Below are 21,392 nucleotides of genomic sequence, written 5' to 3'. Positions count from 1 at the left end.
ACTTAGCACGTATCCTCACGTAAATTGCTACATTAAACAAACTAAAAGCTGTAAAAATCAATCAATCGATTTCCGGAAAACAGAGGGGCTGATCTTCGTGTTCTTTTTGAAGAAATTGATAAAGTGCGGCAACTCCTCAAAGCCGAGACTCCAGCCTACTTCCGATATGTTCCAGTCGGTATGCTTCAGCAGGGAGCGGGCTTCCTGGAGAATACGTTCACCGATCAGCTGTGAGGTGGTCCGGCCGGTCGTCTCCTTCAATGCTTTGTTCAAATGATTGACATGGACGGATAACTGATTAGCAAAATCGGTTGCTGAGCGCAACCGCATCTGTTGTACGGGAGATTCCACGGGAAACTGCCTTTCCAGCAATTCCATAAAAAGAGAAGAAATACGCGTAGCCGCGTTGGTATTGGTATATAATGTAGCTGCAGGCTGTAAACGAATGGCTTCATGCATCAGTTCGAAGACACATGTTCTTAATACATCATATTTATAAGCAAAATCAGAAGCGATCTCTCTCAGCATCTTCTCAAAAATGCCCCGGATCTTTTCAAACTGTTCGTCAGACAATACATAGATCGGCTGACCGCCCGGTTTCATCACCGGATATTCATGGAGCCGGCTGGCGCCGAATTGCTGGAAAAAGGCTTCCGTAAAAATGCAGAAGTACCCATCATGCTCCTCGTCTGGTACATCATAATGATAAGGCACCTGCGGATTCGAAAAGATAAGTGCATTCTTCTCAGTCTCAATCACTTTATCTGCATACTCGTACCTGTTGCGCCCCCTGATCAGACTGATCTTATAATATTCTTTCCGGTTGTGGCCAGAACACTTTCTGCCCGCAAAGTCTTCCAGTTTGAATACATTGAAATGCCCCAGCTCTTTCTTTAGATTGTCAGGCATCCAATTCAGTTTGGAACGATAAAAGGTTTCGATACTTTCTACGCTTTCCATCCTGCAAAGTTACAAAATTCAATCAAGACACCGGGAATAGCACTCACTACCTCCCAATAAGGTCTACCTGCCATATACAGGCACAATACCGGCATTTCTGATCTTTTCCACCACCTTCTCCCCTACCTTATGCCCCTGGTCAACACCGTTCTCTATGGCATCACGGAAATGAATCCCTCCATATAAACGGGAAATAGCAGCTTCATTACAGGCAGCCTGGAAGGAACTGAATTTGCGGGTGGCTATTTCAAACATCTCCTCCGTATTGTCTTCATATTCAAAATTGTCCCCCATCATGTAGGTCAGCACCGTTGCGACCGCAGAGGAAACGACACTATGTCCGCTGGTATATTCAGGGAAAGGCGGGGTTTGTAACAGCGGTTTCCAGCGCACGTCCATATACTTGTTGATATAGGTTTCCGGTCTGATACGGTTGCTGGTATATTTGGAATCCCAGCAACTGATAAAAGCGTCCATCATCGTCACCGCTGCCACCGCATGTACCAATACCGTCTTATCAAAATCCAGCTGTGCTTTCCGGGCAGCTATACCGGTAATGTTCATCCAGTGACCACCCGGGGTGATCTTCTTAAAACCAATGGCCATATGTCCGTAGGTACTCACGGCAAACGGATTACAATCCCAGAAAGATGCGATCACGCGCTGCTCCATATTCAGGTTCACACCTGCATCACGCACCTCCTTATTCAGCGCATAAAAAGCACTGGTAGTATCCTTGCTGAAAGGTACCGGTGGCAAAGGGAGGAACTGATTACAGGAATCGATCACCATCGGACGGAGCGTTTTCCAGTGAGGTTCCACGGCTTCAATATAGGCAGGTGGTGTAGGATACCAATAACCCTCCCCTTTTACAGGTGTATAGCGCACCCGCGTGCTCAGCTTAGTATATCCATCAGGCCTTGACCACTGCACGGCCTGTTTTGCCACATCCACCGCTACCGCAATAGAATTACGGATGATGCTGTCCGGCACTTTATCTTTTTTAAACAACAGCACCAGTTTCTCTTCATCCTTCTCCAGCATAAACCCCGATGGCAGCATCAGTTTGCCGGTCTCCAGGATACTGTATACTGCTGCAATGCGGTAGTCATACACCCTGCCGCTATCGTGTACCGCAATGCCAGGATAGGAAGCGATAAAGCGTTTTGCATCAGGGATCTGTTTATTATGCGCTGCTACAATGCTGTAGGCCGACATCATCGCATAACTATAGAAACGGCAGGCAGCAGGTGGATTCACTACATCATGCATCATCACCATTGACAATGAAAACACAGCTGGCTGTATATATTCGGTAAACGTATTCTTATGTTGTTGTGCATATCCTGTCTGACACAGCATCAGCAGTATGATCATCCAATTTTTCATAGCTTAGTTCACTTTAAACAGGGTTATTCCTTTATTGTTGATACCGATCATAACATAGGGGTTGCTGCCAATGTTTATCACAGCAGCAGACTTCACGTCCCCTTTTACACACAGACCGGATTGCGTTTGTGGCACATAGGTAAAACCACCTTTTCCATCTCCTTTCAGCAGACAACCATAACCGGCATCAAAACTGCCCAGCTTAAGCCGATTGTCGCTATGGTTCCCCAATAGCAACAGGTCCATTTTACCGTCTTTGTCATAATCTGCCGGTAATATCTTAGATACCACAGAGAACTGTGCTTCCACCGGTAAAGGGGCCGCCACAAACTTACCATTGCGGTATAACAAACAGCGGGTCTTTGTATCAGTCACCGTTAGCTTACCAGCCTGACCCAGTTCTTCCGCAGAAAAGATATCCTTCATGGTCGCATTGGAGTAATTGCGGTAAGAAGAGAACTTACGTCGCATCGGGTAAATCTGGTCATTCAACTCGTCCCGGCTGACAAAAGGATAACTCACACCCTCAATGTAGAAATTCAGGAAAGGATCAATAGAACCATTCTTATCAAAATCCGCGTAATACAATTCCGCCGGTTGTTTTGCAGACGCGTGGAGCTGTGTGTTTTCACCCATATTCCCGGCAATGATATCCTCATGTCCGTCGCCATCTACATCTGCCAGCGTCAGACCAAACCATAAGCCTCCTTCCGGCTGCTCAAAGTACCGGGACGTAGCATCCTGAAAACCACTCGTTTTATTAAGATAAACAGTCAGGGGCATAAACTCTCCGCACAGGACAATGTCCTTCCGGCCATCTCCATCGATATCGGTCCAGTGGGCATCCGTGATCATGCCACTGTTGGCAAAAGGAACACTGGCAATGGTAAACTGCCCCTTGCCATTATTGACCAGCAGAAAGGACGTCGGCGGTACCGGATATTTACCGGGAATCACTCTCCCTCCTACAAACAGATCGATATCTCCGTCATTGTCAAAATCACAGGGGCGCACACAGGACTTACTGCTTGCGCTCACATCCGGTAATGCGCCTTTAGAAAGCATAAAATTGCCTTTTCCGTTGTTCAGGTATAACTCGTCCTGTAAAGCCGGCGTATTGGGCTCAAAAAGGCTATAACCGCCCTTTGCCACATAGAGATCAGGAGCTCCGTCTCCATTCGCATCAAAAAAGGCGGCTGCCGCTACCTGGGAAGCCACATCTGTCCCTGATACGATTTTGGTACCGGGTGTAAAACCACCACCTGTTTTTTGCAGATAAATGGCGGCTGCCTGTTCATTATCTCCCGCGATGTACAGATCTTCCAGACCGTCTTTATTCACATCCGCCTTTTCAAACACAGGTCCTGTTTTGGAATACATGAACAGCATCAGCAGCTGACGTTTGAAATCATTCTCAGAAATATCGCTATGCTTATAGGTAAAGAGACTGTCCGCATTCCGGAACCAGGTGGGGGTTGTATTATGTGGTGCAGGTAAAACTGCATCCGGCGCATAAGCGACTGTCAGCAATTGATTGGCAGCTACGTTTGTCAGCCGTTGTACCTTATTATCCGGCCAGACGATCCGTACAGAATCCACCTGTGTGTTATCCCCCAATCCAAACAGCAAACGGGTAGAGACCGCCGAAAGATACCCCCGGTTAGGATTGACTTCCTGATATTGGGTATTTCCCTTACTATACACATATACCTTGGCGCCTACCGCAACGGTATTCATACCTGTCCCTTTTAATTGCAGGGAAAGGTAAGCAGCGGATTTGCCCTGTTCGCGGCTCATGTTCTTATACACCGCTGCCGGTTCGTTGATCTTATTGATCACAAGATCGAGATCACCATCATTATCCAGATCAGCATATACAGCGCCACTGGAAATACCACCGGCATCAAATCCCCATTTCTGCTGCATATTGGAAAAGGTGAGATCCCTGTTATTGCGAAAAACGTAGTTCTGCAAAGAGGTAGACGGCATAGCTGATACCAGGTCCATCAGCAAAACTGGTTCTCTGTCGATGGCCTTCTTCACTTTATAATCGCCCCAGTAACGCAGGAAATCCTTGTTGGTATAATCCCGGAGATAGCCATTGGTGACAACAATATCCTTATACCCGTCATTGTCCAGGTCTGCTATCAACGGACACCAGCTCCAGTCAGTATTGGATACACCAGCCAGTTGTCCGATTTCACTGAAAGTACCGTCACCATTATTCAGCTGGAGCATATTGCGCATGTACTGTTTATACAGATCCTGGGAAATCATCAGTTCAAACGACTCATAATTCTCCTGCAACTGTAACAACTTCTGCCGCTGGTTATCTTCCGGCAACATATCCAGGGTCATGACATCCGGCAGTGCATCATTGTTGAAATCAGCAATGTCAACCCCCATGGAAAAATGAGACAGGTGACCAAAACAATTGGTAGCATCTTCTGCAAACGTGCCGTCATGTTTATTTATGTAGAGGTAATCGCGTTCGTTGTAATCGTTGGTGACATAAATGTCCTGCCAGCCATCCTGGTTAATATCAGCAATGGCTACGCCCAATCCGAAAGTCAGTGGGTTTTGTATGATCCCCGCCTGTTTGCTGACTTCCATAAAGTGGTTATGATCGTTTCGGTATAGTTTATTGCCTGCCAGGGGATCTGTTTCATTTTTGTACCTGGCAAACTCCATATTGTCGATCTTGATCACGTTGTGGTTCAACAGGAACATGTCAAGATCGCCATCATTATCATAGTCAAAGAACACTGCATTCGTACTATAACCTGGATCATCAAGACCGTATTCTTTTGCTTTTTCTGCGAATCTGGCGTTACCCAGGTTAATGAACAGCTGATTCCTCCTTAGTTCGTCGCTCTTCTTACCAGAGTAACAAACGTATATATCCAGTAATCCGTCTCCATTCACATCGGCCATGGTCACCCCTGTTTTCCATCCTTCAGGTCTGCCTTCCAGTTCTTTGGCAGCACTGCGGGTAATGTCTGTAAAGACCATATTGCCTTTATTCAGATAAAGCTTATTAGGTCCCATATTGGCGGTAAAGAACAGGTCCTGTAAACCATCATTATTGATATCGCCTACAGCAACACCTGCCCCATTATAGAAGTATTCATATGCCAGTACGTTTAGTTTCTCCGTTTCATTCAGTGCATTGCTAAATTTAATATTGGTAGTTTTAACCGGTAACTGCTGAAACAACGGTTGCTGGGCAATAACAGCAGGGACAATGAGTGTGAGTAACAGTGTAAGAAAAATACCTGGTTTGACTGCGGAGCATGGACTGTATTGGTGTATTGCTGTGGAATAGCTTATCATTCGGGTAATTTTTTGCTGAGGGCGGTATGTAGGATAAAAGCTAATGCGACCACTGAGGGTCGCATTAGCATAAGTTCAATAGTTATATTACTGTGCATCCCACCATATCCTTGCAGTATAGGTATCACCTCCCTGCAGGCGGCCTACGGCAGCTGCGTAATTAACAGGATTGGTTGACCCCTCGGTTGACTGATAAGCAATTCTCCTTGGTATGGTACCACCGGTGAAGTTACCTATATAGTTAACCGGAGTCAGAACTGGATAACCGGATCTTCTCCAGTTTGTCCAGGCTTCAATGAAGTTAAATAATAAACCATTTGTGGCCCAGTATTGTTCATTGATCTGTTTCATTGATGCAGCAGTAGAACTTACATCCAGCGGATGAGCAGTTGCATAGGCATCAGCTGTAGCTGCAGAAATAGCTGCGGCAGAACTGAAAGTAGCCAGTGACTGTAAGGCAGCGGATACTCCATTGGCATAGTGCGTGGCAGCAGACCCTGTTACGGTCCATCCACGTACAGCCGCTTCTGCCAGCAACAATTCTGTCTCAGCGTAAGTCAGTACAAATTCTGGTGCACTACGGCCAAGATAAACAGCGGTAGTCGGACGGGAATATTTACCCAGTGGATATACATCACTACCTGTACCAGTGCTGCCAGGATAATCAGATCTTTTGGTAATGTCTGTCGTACCACCTGCCAGGTCATAACCATTTGGCATACCTACCTGTACACCAGGGGTTTTATTCCCCGGCAGCGCGCTGTTCGTGCCATCTTTCAGACCAACCGGAGGTACCTCAGAGGCAACATTCAAACGAGGGTCGTTATTTGCTTTCAGATAGTCGATCAGTGGTTTAGACCATTTTACCTCTCTGTAATCTTCTACCACCAGCAGGGCGCCGCTTGTACCGTTACCATTACCGGTAGAGTTATCCGTAGGACAAACCGCATTATCAGAGATACCTGCAAACGTACCGCCTGCGGCTGCTTTTTCAGCATACTGACGGGCCAGTGTAGGATTAGCCTTTACAATACGCATAGCAGAACGCAGCATCAGTGAATAACCGAACCTTTTCCATTTAGCGATGTCACCACCGTAGAACAGATCTGAAGTCAGCTTATCAGCAGCCGGATCAAACGCATTGATAGCAGTTTCCAGTTCTGCCAGCATAGAAGTGTAGATTGACTCCTGTGTATCATACGCCGGCGTAAATGATCCGGTCTTACCTTTCAGGGCCTCAGAATAAGGCACATCACCATAACAATCCGTAATATGCTGTATAAGCAGTATTCTCATGATCGTACCGGCGGCTGCCAGGTTGGTCAGGCCCTTCTCATTAGCCAGGGATACCATTTCATAGGCAAAGCTGGCACCTTTATAATCATCATTCCACAGCTGGTTCTGATAACCAATGATACCAGAGGATGCCACGTACTTATCCCCATTACTATAGTAGTTATAAGTAGAAGATAACAACTGCGCCCACATACTCTGGAACAGCAATTGTGCATACCCTGTATTAGCATACTGATACTGAGATTTTGCCAACAGCAGGTTCGCATTATATTTGGAACCATCCACAGCAACAGGGTCGGAGTTGATCTCATCAAAGTCATGGGTACAACCTGTCGAAAACAGTGTCAGACCCAGTGTTATATATAGCAGACCTTTTTTCATGTTCATTATTTTTTAAATTTTACGTTCACATTCACACCATACGTACGGGTACTTGGTAAACTGGTACCTTCAATACCTGCGTAGTTGATGAGTGAAGAAAATCCGGATTCTGGGTCTATGTTGTCAGATTTGCGCATGAGCGTAAGCAGATTACGCGCAACCAGCGATATACCGATAGATTCGAATGGTGTTTTACCCATTACTTTACTACCCAGTGTATAACCAAATGTCAGCTGACGCAGTTTTATGAAGTCTGCATCCAGTACACTGTTTTTGGAGATCTTATTCGCATATGCCTGGTAATAGGACTGCGCATCTACTCTTGTTGTATTTTTTTGTCCGGTGCTTTCAATGATACCGTCAACTACGATACCACCTTCCCTGCCTTCCAGCGTTGATTTATCCAGACCACGGAACACCGCGTAGTCTTTTGTAGCAGACAGGATCTTCGCACCAAACTTGCCATCGATCAGGAATGACAGGTTGAAGCCTTTAAAGGAGAAATCGTTATTGATACCACCAAAGAACTTAGGCAGTACGCTACCCATTGGACGCAGTACACCATCGTTGATCGGCAGACCGGAATTATCCAGCAGCACTTCACCTTTACTGTTACGTTTGAAATCGTATGCAAGGATCTGTGGACCAGCCAAACCTTTTACAAGCGCTGTGTTGGCATTCAGCGGACGGTAAGTACCCAGTGTCAGGATAGTACTGCTACTGTTATCACCATAAATATCCAGGATCTTGTTCTTGATGTAAGTACCGTTCACAGAAGCATTCCAGGTGAAACTGGAGCTGGATACGATCGTACCATTGATCTGTGCTTCAAAACCAGTGTTCTGTGTAGAACCGGTTGGGAAGTAGGCCTTTTCATAACCAGTTGCCGGAGAGATGGTACCCTGGATGATCTCATTCTTCGTCTTACGGTGGAAGTAAGCGAGATCAACTCCCAGTCTGTTATTGAAGAATTTCAGTTCCAGACCAACTTCCGCTTCTTTCAGCGTAAATGGTTTCAGGAACAGGTTAGGCAGTGTGGAAGAGAAATCACCTGTGCTGACGCCGCCAATTGTACTTCCTACATTGTAGTAAGACTTGGTGATATAGGCATCTACCGGTTCACCGCTCGCATTCGCATAAGACGCACGTAACTTACCGTAGGTCAATTTCGGAATGTTCAGCAGCTCAGAAAAAATAAAGCTACCTGATACGGATGGCACAAAGATGCTTCTGTTATCAGAAGGCAGCGTAGAATACACATCATAACGACCGGTTGTTCCGATGGTCAGGAAACCTTTATAGGAGAAGTCAGCAGTGTAATAGGCAGACTGTGATTCTCTTGACTCATAGTCATAGTTTCTGCTAAAGTTGGTGACGTTGCTGTAAGAATATACATAAGGAATGATATACTGGTTACCAGCTACACCTACCATTTCCCAGGTTCTTTTACGAAGATTACCACCGACAGCCACATCCACCTGCAGGTCTTCCACGATGTTCTTCTTAAAGCCGATCAGACCATCCGCGTTGAACTCAGTGGATTGCTCATTACGCAGGTCCAGGTCACCACTCACCGTTGTACCATTTGGCAGTGTGCTTGTAGAGTAAGCAGTTCCCCATGGCGTTACCTTGAATTTGCGGTCGTTGATATTATCATAACCAACACGTCCCTGTGCATATAAGAAGTCAAAGAAATCGTAGCGGACAGTCAGCGCAGAGATCCAGCGTCTTCTGTCGATGTTATTGATATACTGATTTACCACAAACCAGGGGTTGGTTACATAGTTATCATCCGTCCATACGATCTCACGGCCGTTGTTATCAGGATTATAACCCGGTTTCAGCAGATCTTCATTGATGTTTGTAGCCAGGAAGACACCGTTGTTCGCATTCAGCGGACCATCACTCAACTGAGGACGGTTCTGGGAGCGGTCATCGATATAGTTTACCATAGCGCTCACTTTCAGTTTGCTGGTCAGGTTCTGATCCAGATTCAGGTTGAAAGTTTTACGTTTCAGACCACTGTTCCTCAAAACGGAGTGGTTATCCATGCTGGAAGCAGATACACGGAAGGTACCTTTGTCACCACCACTGGATACGGCTATTGTATTGGTAAAGGTCGGACCTGTTCTGTAGAAACGGCTGATATTATCATCTACAGCGGAATAAGCGTATGAGTTACCATTGAACTGCGGCGTCATGGTTCCATCCAGTTTTGAACCCCAGCTTAGACGGCTACTGGCCAGTGCGTCTGTTGCGTTAGCAGGTTTTGCACCATGCTGTCCCTGACCATATTCATATTGAAACTCTGTAAAGTCTATCGCTTTATCCAGTGTGTAGTTCATGTTATATTCCACCTGCATGGAACCTTTCTTACCACTCTTGGTAGTGATGAGGATCACCCCGTTTGTAGCACGAGTACCATACAATGCAGATGCAGACGCACCTTTCAGTACGGTCATGCTTTCGATATCATCCGGGTTGATGTTGGAGATACCATCACCGTTATCGGAACCACCCCACTCACCTGCTGCACCTCTCTGAGAGTTATCCATCGGTACACCGTTGATAACATAGAGCGGGCTGCTGGCGCCAAAGCTGGCCATACCTCTTAACAGCACGCGTGCAGAAGAACCAGGACCACCGTTTGTACCACTAACACTCAGACCAGCCACACGGCCACCGAGTGAGTAAGCGACGTTGGTTTCACGCGCCTGTGTAAGTGAAGCACCATCCACTTTGGTGACAGAGTAACCGAGTTTTTTGGATTCTTTGGAAATACCCAAAGCCGTTACTGTTACTTCTCCTAACTGAGAAGAAGATTCTTCCATGGTCAGGTCGACAGTAGTCTGACCGGCAGCAACTTTAATTCCCTTTGAAGTATAACCTATCAGTGATGTTTCAAGCGTAATTTCTCCCTCAGGAGCATTCTTTAGTGTGAATGCGCCATCCGCACCGGTGATTGCAAAGATGTTCTTCCCCTGCACCTTAATACTTACAGAACCCAGTGGAGCACCGGATTTAGAATCTTTGACAGTTCCCTGCAACTGCCTTGTCTGAGCCAATGCTACCGTGGAAAGAAGCATTGCAACAAACAGCAAATGTAGATGTCTCATTATCGATTTAGTTTTTGGTTAGAGAATAAACAAGTGACAGACACTTGTGGGCATAGAAGCGCTGGTCGCCGTGCGACATTGTTTCCTTTCATTGTTCGGTCAGTTAAAAAATTTGGTTGTAGAAAAAATACTTCCCCCTTATGCTAGTTCATAGCACTGTTTACACTTTCATTGTTGCTGAATTTTGGTCTCTCTTATGTTTTTCACAACGCTACCTACCTACTATGTTAAAAAGACACTTATTATCTTTCAAACACATTATTTATGCCTTACATAGCAGGCAGATAGCTGTAAACTCAGTAGAAATTTGAGATGATTAATAATTGTTCATTGTTCTAACTTCCCGTTTGCAAATCCGATTTTGGTTTATTTGATTTGATTGCAGAAAGAAAAAAAGTTCAAATAGTTAGCTGTTCAATAGTTTATTGATCCAAAGTCGCTCTATACTCTTACGAGTAATACAATTCACTGTTACTGTTTGTTCCAAAAAATCGATAAATGACAAGTTTCTATACATGGACGGTTGTCAAACCGCGAATTTCATAACTAATTACCGCTTACGTTCTCTCGTAGTTCACGCTCGTAGTTAACGTTTTTGTTCACTGTCTCTTTTGTTCACTATTATTTAACACAATGAATGTACTTAATTTTAACGTTTCGTACAATAACAATTGCGTTGTACATAATTATAACCATTTGCGCGCATCACCAAATACTATTTTAACACTTTTTGGTTGTATGTAAACCGTTTTAGCTATTGAATAGCAAAGGGTTTCAAGGTAAACGATTACTAATATTATTTTATCAAAAAAAAGACGCTGTCGACCCATTCGGTGACAGCGTCTTTTATACACTTATTCAACAGACCGTATAGCCTGTATATGTGACACTTTATTTCAGTTTATCTGCTTTAACACCCTCTTTTGTGATCTTCACAGGAACGATCAGCCCATTCTCGTCAAAATGCATTTCGTCAATACATGTTACGCGGTTGTTAGCAGCAGTTTCTGTCAGCGGACGTCTGTGATAAATGATATACCAACGGTCTGTTCCCGGTACGTTTACTACGGAATGATGACCTGCGCTGGTTGCTACAGCAGTATCAGCCTGAAGGATCTTACCGATACGTTTAAAAGGACCTACCGGAGAATCAGCGATCGCATAGGCAACAGAATACTCCGGACCGCCCCAGCCACCTTCTGACCACATAAAGTAATATTTACCGTTGCGGATGAACATAAAAGGTCCTTCCACATAACCAGCAGGCGTTATCTCTTTAAAGGTATTACCGTCTTCAAAAGGTGTGAATCCTTTGAAGTCATCATTCAGTTTTGCGATATTACAATGACGCCATCCACCATATATAATATAGTATTGTCCGTCTTTGTCATGAAACACGAACTGGTCGATCGGTTGTGCCTTATTGTAAAATTTGTCGATCAGGGGTTTACCGATATGATCTTTATAAGGACCACCTGGTTTATCGGCTACTGCCACACCGATACCACCTTCTTCATTATCACTCTGGATATCATTGGCGGCAAAGAAGAAGTAGTATTTACTGTCTTTCTTTACAATGGCTGGAGCCCACATCGCCTTTTTAGCCCATTTTACGGCTGCTGTATCCAGGATATGCGGATGTTTGGTCCATTTGATCAGGTCCCGGGAAGAAAAGGCATCAAAAAACACCTGTTTCTCATATTTGTCAGAAAATGTAGGATATACCCAATACTCTTTACCCCATATAACTGCTTCAGGATCAGCATACCATCCCTGCACGATAGGGTTACCAGACGTTTTTTGAGCGGCTGCGGGTAAAGTGGCAGCGGCTGCCAGTAATAACAATGTTAAGACCTTTCTCATAATATAATTTCCAGTTTGAAGCACAATATAATAATTGACCATCCAGGTTGTATACTTTGCCCGGCATTCTCTGGCTAAAGCACCCGTTTCTGGCGTTAAAACACACACTAACTATTTAATAAACAACATTTTAATAGAATTTACAGCGATAGACCAGTCAGCCCCGGCAACCAGACCAGACAAATAATACTATTGGATAATATATCCGCAAATAGTCAATCGAAAACCGCTATTCTGCCAATACGCTCATCACATCGGACAGTTTCGATATCATTTTTTGTTCCTACTTTTACCGCAGCATTCAAACGATAGGAAATTGTCATATTCATCCTTACCAGAGGAGCAGGAATTATTAAGGCAGATAGCCAGGGGTGACGAGTCTGCATATACACTTGTATTTAATCATTACAGTAAACAAGTGTTCAATGTGGCCATGCTTTATCTGAAAGACACCACACCGGCCCGGGAGGCCGTACAGGAGGTTTTTCTGAAAATATGGCTGAAAAGGGAAGCTATGTCCGATGTGGAAGACCTCACCGGTTACCTCTTCATTCTCACCCGTAATCATATATATGACAATTTCAAAAAGCAAGCTAACCTCCTGAAAGCACTGGATAGCTTCATTCAGTTACAGCCTGCCGCCATTGCAGATACCGATCATCGCCTCCAGGAGCACCAGTACGACCACCTGTTGAACAAAGCGGTATCCAGCCTTCCCCCTGAACGTAAAAAGGTCTATATCGCCCGTAAAGAAGGCCTGAGCAATGAAGAGATCTCCCATAAAATGAACATTTCCATCCACACTGTCAAAAAACAGATGCAACTGGCCGTACAAACTGTCAGAAGCTTTGTGAAACAGCAGCTGCATATCTGACCTTCTCCCCTTTTTCCCGGAAAATCCCGAAAATAAAATCCCCGCTCTTACCTAATCTACTGAAAACCAATTCAGAAAAATTTTTCAACGGAATACTCCTTTCGGTTTTGACGATCGTCTTTATATCTATCAACCAGTGCCAAACTATCGTTTATGACAATACCTGAGATAAAGCGATTGCTAGAGAAGTATAAACGTCGTGAGATCACCCCGGAGGAACACCTGCAGTTAATGCAGGCCGTGCAGGATGACGCCTATACTGCTGCCATCAAAGCTGATATAATGGACACATTATACAGCGAAACGCCCGATATGGGCTGGGATGAAGGGCAGTCTGCCGCAATGCTGGAAGGTATTTTCAGCGAAGGGATGGCCCAACGCCGTCGCCTGAGGGTTGTAAAAACCAGAAGACTGGTATATCGCTCCCTGGCTGCGGCTGTATTAGCGGGTATGATCGCCACAGGGGTATATTATATATCCCGGACGGACAAACAGGTGGCTCCGGTAGTAGCTGTGAAACAAAAGCCACTGTTGCCGGGATCTAATAAAGCGATGCTGACCCTGGCCGATGGTACGGTTATACCACTGGACAGCGCAAAAAACGGCGCACTGGCGCAACAGGGTAATATGCAGATCACAAATACCAACGGCAGACTTAGTTATAACGGAAACGCCGCAGGAGAAAAAGTGATGTATAACACGGTAGTAACGCCACATGGCGGTCAATACCAGCTGACACTGGCCGATGGTAGCCGCGTATGGTTGAATGCCGCCAGCAGTATCAGGTTCCCGACGGCCTTTACGGGTAACGACAGGACCGTAGAAATTACCGGAGAGGCTTACTTCGAGATCATGCAGCAGGCAGACAAGCCTTTCCAGGTGAAAGTGAACGAAGTACAGGTGAACGTTTTGGGCACCAGTTTCAATATAATGGCCTATCACGACGAACAGGCCATCAAAACGACCCTGGTGGAAGGCGCCGTGCAATTAAAACACGGCAACGACGCCAGTTTACTGAAACCAGGCCTTCAGGCCAGCCTGTCAGCAAAAGACGATCATTTTGTGGTCTCTCCTGCTGATATGGAACAGACACTTGCCTGGAAAGAGGGTAAGTTCCGCTTCAGGAATACGAATATCCGGACCATTATGCGACAGCTGTCGCGCTGGTATGACATCCAGGTGAGCTACCAGGGAGATGTGTCTGATATCGACCTGACGGGCGTACTATCCCGGAGAGAAGAAGCCGGCAATTTACTGACCGCGCTGGAAGCGACTCAAAGGGTACAATTTGAGGTCAGCGGAAACAATGTAACCGTACGACCCTGGGGACAACGGTAAAACCTTCTGAGAGAAGGGAACCGCATTATGTAAAAACTAAAATCTTTTTCCAGTTATGACCACGTAAGAAATTAACGTCTGTCAAATTCCCGGTAGAAAAAACCGGATTCCGACTGCCATCGGAACCCGGTACAAAATGGCTACCAATTTCCTTAACGTTTTTGAAAATCGATTATTAAGCCAAGAACACAAAAGTATGGAACTACGCGAGACCTGCAAGGCCTTTCCGAAGGGAGGCTTCCTGCATAGAAAATTATTGTTAGTTATGAAATTAACTGCTATTCTAACCCTGGTATTTTCGCTCAACCTGAGCGCCAGGTCTTATTCACAATCTGTTACCATTACAGGCAGACACCTCGCCCTTTACGACATATTCAACAGCATCAGTAAGCAAACGGGCTACGAGTTTGTATATGATGAGAAAATGCTGAATGGTACAGGTACTATAGATATTAACTTAAAAGGCGCCAGCATTGCAGCTGTATTAGACAACTGTCTGAAAAACAAGCCGCTTTCTTATACTATCACCGACAAGATCATTGTCATCCGTCCCAGAGCAGACCGGAAAGAAGCAGCTGTCACAGCTGAACAACCTGCTGCTCAGGTTGAAGGTACTGTGGTGGATGGTGCAGGCCAGCCTTTGCCTAATGTTGCCATCCAGGTAAAAGGCACTACCCGTGGTGTACTGACCGATGCAAAAGGTCACTTCTCCATCCAGGTAGAAAGCACCGACGTACTGGTGTTCAACTATGTAGGTTATGACAAAAAGGAAGTACCGGTAGGTACACAAACCTCCCTGCAGGTAGTACTACAGGAGTCTAACAAACAACTGAACACAGTCGTGGTAACAGCGCTGGGTGTGAAAAGATCAGAAAAATCCATCACCTATGCGACCCAGCAGGTGAGCGGTGTCGAACTGACCAAAGCAAAAGATCCCAACCTGATGAACACCCTGAACGGTAAAGTAGCCGGTCTGAACATCTCTTCCAGCTCTTCCGGTGTAGGTGGTTCTGCAAAGGTGATCCTGCGTGGTGCTAAATCCGGTCTTGGTAGCAACCAGGCTTTATATGTGATCGATGGTGTGCCGATGAACAACTCCCTGACCTCCCAGCCTAACAGCTCATATGGTGGCAGCAGTTCCTACGATGGCGGTGACCCGATCTCCAACCTGAACCCGGACGATATCGAAAGCGTATCCGTACTGAAAGGTGCTTCCGCAGCTGCGCTGTATGGTAGCCAGGGTGCAAACGGTGTGGTACTGGTAACTACAAAAAGTGGTAAAGCCGGTCGTACCGTTGTAAACTTCTCTTCCAGTCTGCAACTGAATACCGTTGCCTACAAACCTGAATTCCAGAATACCTACGGTCAGTCTACCGCTACCAGCACACAGAGCTGGGGTAGCAAACTGGCAGGTGGCGCACAGGACAACCTCGGTTCCTTCTTCCAGACAGGTAATAACCTGACCAACTCTATCAGCCTCTCCGGTGGTACTGATAAAATGCAGACATACTTCTCTTATGCGAATACCACCGCAAAAGGTATCGAGCCTAAGAATAAACTGTCCCGTAACAACATCAGCTTCAAAGAAACAGGTCATTTCCTGAATGATAAACTGACTGCTGAAGCAGATGTAAACTATATCACGCAGACAATAGACAACACTCCGCTGAGTGGTTTCTATTTCAATCCGCTGACAGGTCTCTATCTTTTCCCTCGCGGTAAAGATCTCGCACCATATAAAAATGGTTTCGAAGTATTCGATCCGGCAAGACGTCTGGCGACGCAGAACTGGGCTTTCAACGAAGACATTCAGCAGAACCCATGGTGGATTGTCAACCGCAACCCGAACTCGCTCGATCGTAACCGTTTACTGCTGAACGCCAGCCTGAAATACGAAGTCAACAAATGGCTGAATATCCAGGGCCGTGGAAGCATTGACCGTATCAACGACGTATACGAGCAGAAAGTATATGCCGGTACAGTAACCACATTGTCTCCTGCAAATGGTGTGTATATCTATAGCAACACCACTACCAGTCAGCAATATGGTGACGTACTTGCGAACTTTAACATCCCGATCGGCGATAAGATCCGTATCACAGGTGTACTGGGCGGTAGCATCAGAGACGTAGTGACCAAAGGTGATAAATACAACTCTGGTCAGGATGGTCTGAACATCCCGAACATCTTCGTGCTGCAGAACTTTAAAGCGATCAATCCACTGAATACAGGTACCCTGCAGGAAAACCATAGCCAGGTACAGTCTGTGTTCGGTAGTGCCAACATCTCTTATAAAGACTGGGCTTATTTAGACCTGACTGCACGTAATGACTGGGCTTCCAATCTGGCATTCACACCATCAGGTTCTTATTTCTACCCTTCCGTAGGTCTGAACGTGATCCTGAGCTCCGTAGCGAAACTGCCTGAATTCATCAGCTTTGCAAAAGTTCGTGGTTCCTTCGCACAGGTGGGTAACTCTCCGCTGGCTTATCAGTCTAATCCTGCTGTGTATACATTCAGCGCAGGTGGTGGCTTCAGCATCAACCCATCCGCACCATTCACGGATCTGAAACCTGAAAAGACCAACTCACTGGAATTCGGTACTGAATGGCGTTTCTTTGACAACAGACTGAGTGCTGATCTGACCTACTACAAGACAAACACTAAAAATCAGACATTACAGATCCGTTCTCCACAGGGTGCTTACTATGATTACTACTTCATCAACGCAGGTAACATACAGAACCAGGGTGTGGAAGCGGTTGTACGATACGAAGTTTTGCGTAACAGCAAACTGAAATGGTCTACAGGTCTCAACTTTGCTACTAACCAGAACAGGATCAAAGAACTGTCTCCAAACGCAGACGAGTTTACACTCAGCGGCGCTTCCGGTTCTAACTATGTATCCAAGTTCAAGGTGGGTGGCTCCTTCGGTGACATTTACGGTACCGTATTACAGCGCGATGCGCAGGGCCGTGTAATGATCGATGCTAATGGTAACCCTATCAAACAGGGTGGTGACTTCGTATATCTGGGTAACTCCAACACCAGGTGGCAGCTTGGCTGGAACAACAACCTGGAATATAAAGACTTCACCCTGTCCTTCCTCATCGATGGTAAATTCGGCGGTAAGGTAATGTCTATCACACAGTCTGTAATGGACCAGTATGGCGTATCCAAAGCAACCGGTGATGCCCGTGATGCAGGCGGAGTTGCAGTAAATGGTGTAGACCCTAACGGCAACGCTGTTTCTAAGGTGGATGCACAGAAATGGTATTCAACTGTAGGTGGTCGTGAAGCTGCTTCCGGCGAATACATCTACAGCGCTACAACCGTACGTCTGCGTGAAGTAGCCCTGGGTTATACCATTCCGGTAAAAGGAACCAGCTTCGTAAGAGCACTGAAATTGTCACTGACAGGTCGTAACCTGCTGTACTTCTCCAAGAAGGCGCCATTCGATCCTGAGCTGACCATGTCAACTGCTAACGGTCTGTCCGGTGTGGATATCTTCATGCCGCCAGCAACCCGTAACTACGGTCTGAGCCTGAATGCTACCTTCTAATCATTGTTGCCACTAAAATGAAAAAAATGAAACGCTACTATAAAAAAAGCATGTGGGTGATCGCAGCGGCAGTATTGCTCGGCGCCAGCGCATGTACCAAGAACTACGAATTATATAACACAGATAATACCGGCATCAGCCCGGATGATCTGAAAGGAGATTTTAACGACATCGGCGCATTCCTTACAAGGGCACAGCGCTCCATTATCAACTTCTCTGATGGTGGTGATCCAAACTCTTATCAGTTACAACAAAATCTGAATGCAGACTGCTATTCAGGTTACTTTATGTCGCCGAACCCATTTAACGGCGGACAAAACAACCTCTCCTACTCCCTTATCAGCGGCTGGAACGGCGAACCATTCAAGGTAGGTTACCTGAATATCATGTCTTCCGTTAACAGACTGCGTGTAAATGGAGTGAACACCGAATATCCTGCAGTATGGGCCGTTGCTCAGATACTGCAGGTAACCGGTATGAGTCGTGTTACCGATATCTACGGTCCTGTTCCGTATAGCAAAGCAGGTTCTGACAAGAGCAATATTCCTTACGATAGCCAGGAAGATATATACAAACGTTTCTTCCTTGAACTTGACAGCGCTTCTACCAATCTGCGTGATCAGATCAATGGTGTAAATAAACCACTGCCATTCTCTTTCTCGCGTTTCGACCTTGTATACGATGGCGACTTTACAAAATGGTTGCAATTTGCAAATAGCTTACGTCTGCGTCTCGCTATGCACATCGTAAAAGCTGCTCCTGCACTGGCAAAACAAGAAGCTGAAAAAGCAATGGACCCTGCCAATGGTGGTGTGATCACTGATAATAGCGGCAACATGAAAGTGAAGATCCCCGGTTCCGGTTTCAGCAACCCACTGGTGTTTATCGCACTGAACTGGGCTGATATCCGTATCGGTGCTTCTATCATCAGCTACATGGATGGTTATCAGGATCCACGTATCAGCAAATATTTCGATAAATCTACCGATACCACCTTCGCTTCCAGATACCAGGGTATCCGCATCGGTTCTGTAGGCGGTAGCGCTGCTAAAGGCGACTATACCGGTTACTCCAACCTGAATGTGGCAAACGGTACTCCTTCCTTCTCTCTGACCACTCCGACACAGATCATGACTGCTGCCGAAGTATATTTCCTGAGAGCAGAAGCTTCCCTCAATGGATGGGCAAATGCAGGTGGATCTGTACAGACCCTGTATGAAAATGGTATCACCACTTCCATGGCGCAGTGGGGTGTAAACGCAGGTTCTTACCTGAGCGACAATACCCACAAACCAGCTGGATTCACAGATCCGAAGAACAGCGCAGCCAATGCGCCAGCTCCTTCTGAGATCACTGTGAAATGGGATGATGCAGCACTGGAAGCTGTAAAAAGAGAACGTATCAGCACCCAGAAATGGATCGCGATGTTCCCTGAAGGACAGGAGGCATGGACTGAATTCCGCCGTACCGGTTATCCAAAACTGTTCCCTGTTGTGAATAACTTCAGCGGTGGTGTGATCAGCTCAGCTACACAGATCAGACGTTTACCTTTCCCACAGAACGAGTATAACACCAATAATGCAGAAGTACAGAAAGCGATTACGCTGCTGAACGGACCAGACAATGGCGCTACCAGACTGTGGTGGGATGCACAATAGTTACCCGATATAACGCTTGGACGTTAGGATTGTCAAAAGTGAAGTTTAGTTTAAACGGAAACCATCAGTTGAGTTGAAGAATAACTGACTGGAACAAAGAGTGATGAAAAAAGGCCCGCCAGTTGGCGGGCCTTTTGTATGTATGATGTTGTCCACTAGTTAGTCAACGATCAGGGTGGCAATGGAATGCGGCAGACTGTTTGCAGCTGCTGCGGCTCCTTTTATCCACAGTTTATAAGGGATCTCCTTATCAGACAGGTTCAGTACCACAACTGCCAGTTTACCATCTTTGTTGATAAATGCAGTCGTTTGCAGATCCGTTCTGTTAGAAGAAGCGATTACACGCTTAGCACCCGGACGGATGAATTTGGAAAAATGCCCCAGGTAGTAATAAGCATTTGTGTAGATCAGTTCTCCGGTCTTTGTATCTGCATGCACAGGTGCAAAACAGAAGTTACCTACGTGATTAGGACCACCATTCTCATCCAGCAGGATGTTCCAGTCAGTCCAGGCAACAGTACCATTGTTGAAATCATTCACCAGAGAAAGACCATAGCGCTCTCCAAGGAACCATTCATTGATACGGTTGTATTTGAAAGACTCTACACAGCCTTCTGTAAATACAAGGTTCTTACCCGGGAATGTTTCTGCCACACGACGTACGTTGTCAAACATCATATTGCTGCCGGTCCATGTTTCATACCAGTGGTAACCGATACCCCATACATACTTTGCAGCAGCAGGATCCTCTAAGATAGTGCTGGCGCGCTGATATACCTGATCGCGGTTGTGATCCCATGCGATCAGTTTTTTAGCAGCCATACCCTGTTTCTGTAAGGTAGGCCCGAGATAACGCTTGATAAAATCTCTCTCCTCTTCAGCGCTATAATTACAGGATTCCCATTTCTGTACAGCCATTGGTTCATTCTGTACGGTCAGGCCCCATACAGGAATACCCTGTGCCTCATAAGCTTTGATAAACTTCACGTAGAAGTTGGCCCATGACTGGTAGTACTTTGCTAACAGTCTACCGCCATGCAGCATGTCGTTGTTGTCCTTCATCCAGGCCGGAGGGCTCCATGGACTAACATACAATGGTATCTTTCCACCGGCAGCACCTATCACCGCCTTAATAAAAGGAATGCGATACTGCTGGTCATGTTCAATACTAAATGTTTTTAACAGGCTGTCATTCTCCTTTACATAGCTGTAAGAACCACTGGAGAAATCGCAGCTCTGAATATTGGTCCTTGCCAAAGTATAACCGATACCATTCACCGGATCGTAATACGCCTTCAGCAATTCCTGTTGTTTTTCTTTTGGCAGTTTTGCCCATACTTCCGCAGAAGCATCTGTCAGGGCGCCACCGATACCAGTCAGTGTCTGGAAACTTTTGGCAGGATCTACAAAGATGCAGACCTCTGTTTCCAGCGGCTGCTTCATGGGGGCAAAAGACAGTGTAGCTGTTTCTGACAAACGCAGTTTGGTATTCTCGGCTGTTGTGTAAACCGTCACACCTTTGCGGAGGGTGGAATCCTTCCTGTTACTCAGGGCCTCACTTTTTGCATAACCGGTATATGCTACCAGCAAAAGGCCCATCAAAGCATACTTTCTCATCTATG

General features: G+C 45.9%; 11 protein-coding genes. 4 read left to right on the top strand and 7 right to left on the bottom strand.

What is annotated here, in order from left to right; translation table 11 throughout:
* Nucleotides 1–57 precede the first annotated feature (57 nt).
* The 6 genes from BMZ72_RS34805 to BMZ72_RS34780 form a co-directional block, all read right to left on the bottom strand.
* Nucleotides 58–909, bottom strand: coding sequence for a helix-turn-helix domain-containing protein (locus BMZ72_RS34805; RefSeq protein WP_255373372.1), 852 nt, complete (start codon nt 907–909; stop codon nt 58–60).
* Between the two features lie 114 nt (nt 910–1,023).
* On the bottom strand, nt 1,024–2,349 hold the full coding sequence (locus BMZ72_RS34800) for a vanadium-dependent haloperoxidase (RefSeq protein ID WP_089815925.1): 1,326 nt from the start codon (nt 2,347–2,349) through the stop codon (nt 1,024–1,026).
* Between the two features lie 3 nt (nt 2,350–2,352).
* Complete coding sequence (locus BMZ72_RS34795) at nt 2,353–5,682, bottom strand: VCBS repeat-containing protein (RefSeq protein ID WP_089815923.1); 3,330 nt, start codon at nt 5,680–5,682, stop codon at nt 2,353–2,355.
* Between the two features lie 87 nt (nt 5,683–5,769).
* Nucleotides 5,770–7,359 carry a SusD/RagB family nutrient-binding outer membrane lipoprotein gene (locus BMZ72_RS34790; RefSeq protein ID WP_177223031.1) on the bottom strand — a complete coding sequence of 530 codons (1,590 nt, stop codon included), beginning with the start codon at nt 7,357–7,359 and terminating at the stop codon, nt 5,770–5,772.
* 5 nt (nt 7,360–7,364) lie between these two features.
* A complete protein-coding gene (locus BMZ72_RS34785; RefSeq protein WP_089815920.1) occupies nt 7,365–10,475 on the bottom strand; it encodes a SusC/RagA family TonB-linked outer membrane protein in 3,111 nt (1,036 codons plus the stop codon).
* An 891-nt stretch (nt 10,476–11,366) separates the two neighbouring features.
* Nucleotides 11,367–12,338: a glycoside hydrolase family 43 protein gene (locus BMZ72_RS34780; RefSeq protein WP_089815918.1), complete on the bottom strand. Its 972-nt coding sequence runs from the start codon at nt 12,336–12,338 to the stop codon at nt 11,367–11,369.
* Nucleotides 12,339–12,654: 316 nt separating this feature from the next.
* Between BMZ72_RS34780 and BMZ72_RS34775 the strand changes: the two genes are divergently transcribed.
* From BMZ72_RS34775 to BMZ72_RS34760, 4 genes are all read left to right on the top strand, one after another.
* The gene (locus BMZ72_RS34775; protein ID WP_177223030.1) at nt 12,655–13,212 is read left to right on the top strand and encodes an RNA polymerase sigma factor; all 558 of its coding nucleotides are present in this window, start codon (nt 12,655–12,657) and stop codon (nt 13,210–13,212) included.
* Nucleotides 13,213–13,365: 153 nt separating this feature from the next.
* Complete coding sequence (locus BMZ72_RS34770) at nt 13,366–14,550, top strand: FecR family protein (RefSeq protein ID WP_089815914.1); 1,185 nt, start codon at nt 13,366–13,368, stop codon at nt 14,548–14,550.
* Between the two features lie 265 nt (nt 14,551–14,815).
* Nucleotides 14,816–18,112 carry a SusC/RagA family TonB-linked outer membrane protein gene (locus tag BMZ72_RS34765; RefSeq protein ID WP_089815912.1) on the top strand — a complete coding sequence of 1,099 codons (3,297 nt, stop codon included), beginning with the start codon at nt 14,816–14,818 and terminating at the stop codon, nt 18,110–18,112.
* 26 nt (nt 18,113–18,138) lie between these two features.
* Nucleotides 18,139–19,770 carry a RagB/SusD family nutrient uptake outer membrane protein gene (locus BMZ72_RS34760; RefSeq protein WP_177223029.1) on the top strand — a complete coding sequence of 544 codons (1,632 nt, stop codon included), beginning with the start codon at nt 18,139–18,141 and terminating at the stop codon, nt 19,768–19,770.
* Between the two features lie 159 nt (nt 19,771–19,929).
* Here BMZ72_RS34760 and BMZ72_RS34755 read toward each other — a convergent pair whose 3' ends face one another.
* The gene (locus tag BMZ72_RS34755; protein WP_089815908.1) at nt 19,930–21,387 is read right to left on the bottom strand and encodes a glycoside hydrolase family 30 protein; all 1,458 of its coding nucleotides are present in this window, start codon (nt 21,385–21,387) and stop codon (nt 19,930–19,932) included.
* Nucleotides 21,388–21,392: the final 5 nt, after the last annotated feature.

Origin of the sequence: Chitinophaga sp. YR627, from assembly GCF_900114995.1 — a bacterium.
GTDB lineage: Bacteria > Bacteroidota > Bacteroidia > Chitinophagales > Chitinophagaceae > Chitinophaga.
The sequence above is the reverse complement of the archived record's forward strand: the minus strand, read 5'-3'. Positions and strand labels throughout refer to the sequence as shown.

Excerpts from the sequence above, each read along its gene's own strand:
- BMZ72_RS34805 (WP_255373372.1), bottom strand. The coding sequence starts at position 909 with ATGCCTGACAATCTAAAGAAAGAGCTGGGGCATTTCAATGTATTCAAA.
- BMZ72_RS34800 (WP_089815925.1), bottom strand. The coding sequence starts at position 2,349 with ATGAAAAATTGGATGATCATACTGCTGATGCTGTGTCAGACAGGATAT.
- BMZ72_RS34795 (WP_089815923.1), bottom strand. The coding sequence starts at position 5,682 with ATGATAAGCTATTCCACAGCAATACACCAATACAGTCCATGCTCCGCA.
- BMZ72_RS34790 (WP_177223031.1), bottom strand. The coding sequence starts at position 7,359 with ATGAAAAAAGGTCTGCTATATATAACACTGGGTCTGACACTGTTTTCG.
- BMZ72_RS34785 (WP_089815920.1), bottom strand. The coding sequence starts at position 10,475 with ATGAGACATCTACATTTGCTGTTTGTTGCAATGCTTCTTTCCACGGTA.
- BMZ72_RS34780 (WP_089815918.1), bottom strand. The coding sequence starts at position 12,338 with ATGAGAAAGGTCTTAACATTGTTATTACTGGCAGCCGCTGCCACTTTA.
- BMZ72_RS34770 (WP_089815914.1), top strand. The coding sequence starts at position 13,366 with ATGACAATACCTGAGATAAAGCGATTGCTAGAGAAGTATAAACGTCGT.
- BMZ72_RS34765 (WP_089815912.1), top strand. The coding sequence starts at position 14,816 with ATGAAATTAACTGCTATTCTAACCCTGGTATTTTCGCTCAACCTGAGC.
- BMZ72_RS34760 (WP_177223029.1), top strand. The coding sequence starts at position 18,139 with ATGAAACGCTACTATAAAAAAAGCATGTGGGTGATCGCAGCGGCAGTA.
- BMZ72_RS34755 (WP_089815908.1), bottom strand. The coding sequence starts at position 21,387 with ATGAGAAAGTATGCTTTGATGGGCCTTTTGCTGGTAGCATATACCGGT.